The sequence below is a fragment of the Methylobacterium sp. WL7 genome, from assembly GCF_008040085.1.
In the GTDB taxonomy this organism is placed as follows: Bacteria; Pseudomonadota; Alphaproteobacteria; order Rhizobiales; family Beijerinckiaceae; genus Methylobacterium; species Methylobacterium mesophilicum.
In genome coordinates, this window is sequence record NZ_VRVG01000294.1 from 1 (window position 1) to 1,786 (window position 1,786).

Sequence of the window (1,786 nt, forward strand, 5' to 3'; positions counted from 1 at the left end):
TAAATCACATCATTCGTTTAACCAGCTTGCGGGGATCAGCTTCTCTCCACGTCGCCAACGTTCAACTATCGCTTTTTTTAAACCAGGGTTCCTTTAAATCGGCGTGATCCATCAGGATGATTTGAAGGTGTGGGGCAAGCTCATCTGCTACTTGTGCGATTAGCGCGAACAATTGGTAGACGGCAGTTTTGTCCTCGTCTGGAAGCGCAACAATTGAACCTTCGTCCGCGTCGCGCTCAGGGGGATAGTGCGCTTGCGAAGGTTGATCTAGGATGAGAAAAGCCGGCACAGGCCGTTTTTTTAAACGAAACCATTTATGAAGTGCTAGGTGTGCGAGCACATGATACCCGACCCAATTCTCGCCGCTACCCATACGCTGAAGCGGCACTGGCCCATCGAGTGTATCAGCAACTACGGTCAGATTCTTGATGTCAAGCCGCAATTGGCTGCCTTTATGCTCTAAGTCAAGATCAACAGAGTAGTCGGTCATGTAGCGACCAATGATATTTAGGTACGCTTCTATACGCTCTCGGACTATTTCAACGTCGAGTTCTTGCTCTAGAAGTGTTACACGCGAGCGCGCCGCCTCCACTTGGCGATGGAGCGCAGATCCGTCTTGAGCGCTTGAAGCTGTTTCAAGATACTGAGTTATTTTCCCTATTGTTCGGGCTTGAATAATGAAGTTGTCTTGTTGAACTTTCAAAATCTCGTTCTCGCGAACGCGAGCTGTAATGAGTTGCTGGTTCTCCCGTAGTCGATTTTCTATCTGCTCTTCTTCGCGCTGAAGCGACACCAATCTGAGCTGAAGGCGGGGATTTTCAGCCTCTACGGCATTGAGTTGCTCGGCAATATCGCGCAGCGATCTTGCGACCTGACGCACTGATGGAATGGGAGTTTCGAGACGGCTCTCGCACAGTGGGCAATGTTGCCCTTCATGGTCGCTTTTCTTGAACAAACCCACAGCGCTTAGCCGCGCGCGCTGTTCCTTTGCCTCACGTTCGTAGCCTGTGCTTTCCGAGTTAAACAGACGAGTCGAGCGTAATTCCGCCTTAATATTTTCCAACTCGGCGCGAAGTCCCTGACGTTCGTTCCGTAGGTCGGCAAGAGCATCAGCTCCGTCGCCGACGAGAAGCTCATCCCGCACGATGTCATCCCGCGTCGCATCTCGCAGAGCTGCAATTACAGACCCGTATGTCGAAGCAGTGAGCCGCTCGTCTATCAGCCCAACTTGCTTCGCTTCCTCAAATAACCCTCGTGCACGGGGAAAGCTGCTTGTGTCCAAGTCGTCAGCTTCACGAAGTTGCCGCTCTAGCTGACGAAGCTGCCGCCGCGCAGCATCGAGTTGCGCTTGCTTGAGAAGTCGATCCTCATCGATTGCACCCAAGAAATAAGGCAACGTGTCTTTGATCGATTGTGCGATAAAATTGTCTTGTTGGCGGTGAAATAACACTTTTTTACTATCGATCTCGTCCTGATCTTGAAACGCAAAAACCAAGGCATGCCGAATGTTTGCCTCGAGCGGTGCTCGGGTCTGACCAACCGGTGGGCGGTGCTCGTTCTCACTGATTCCCACCGCCGCCGCGAGGAACTTCTCAACGGCGTCCACTGTCGTGTTTTTGTGAAGCGCAGCCAATGAGGGGGGAGTGATATCGCGCCCGCGCTCTAGAGGCTGTTATGAACTGAATGGGTGAGGTTTGCGTTTTTGGGCATGAGCGCAGGTCGTGCCGGCTATCCCTCTGACGTGTCCGATGAGGAATGGGCGCTGGTTGCGCCGTATCTGGCGCTG

At 52.5% G+C, this 1,786-nt stretch carries 1 protein-coding gene; it reads right to left on the minus strand.

Going from position 1 to position 1,786, the window contains the following annotated elements; genetic code table 11:
- Nucleotides 1–61: 61 nt before the first annotated feature.
- On the minus strand, nucleotides 62–1,606 hold the full coding sequence (locus tag FV233_RS29320; RefSeq protein ID WP_187278273.1) for a DUF3732 domain-containing protein: 1,545 nt from the start codon (nucleotides 1,604–1,606) through the stop codon (nucleotides 62–64).
- Nucleotides 1,607–1,786: the final 180 nt, after the last annotated feature.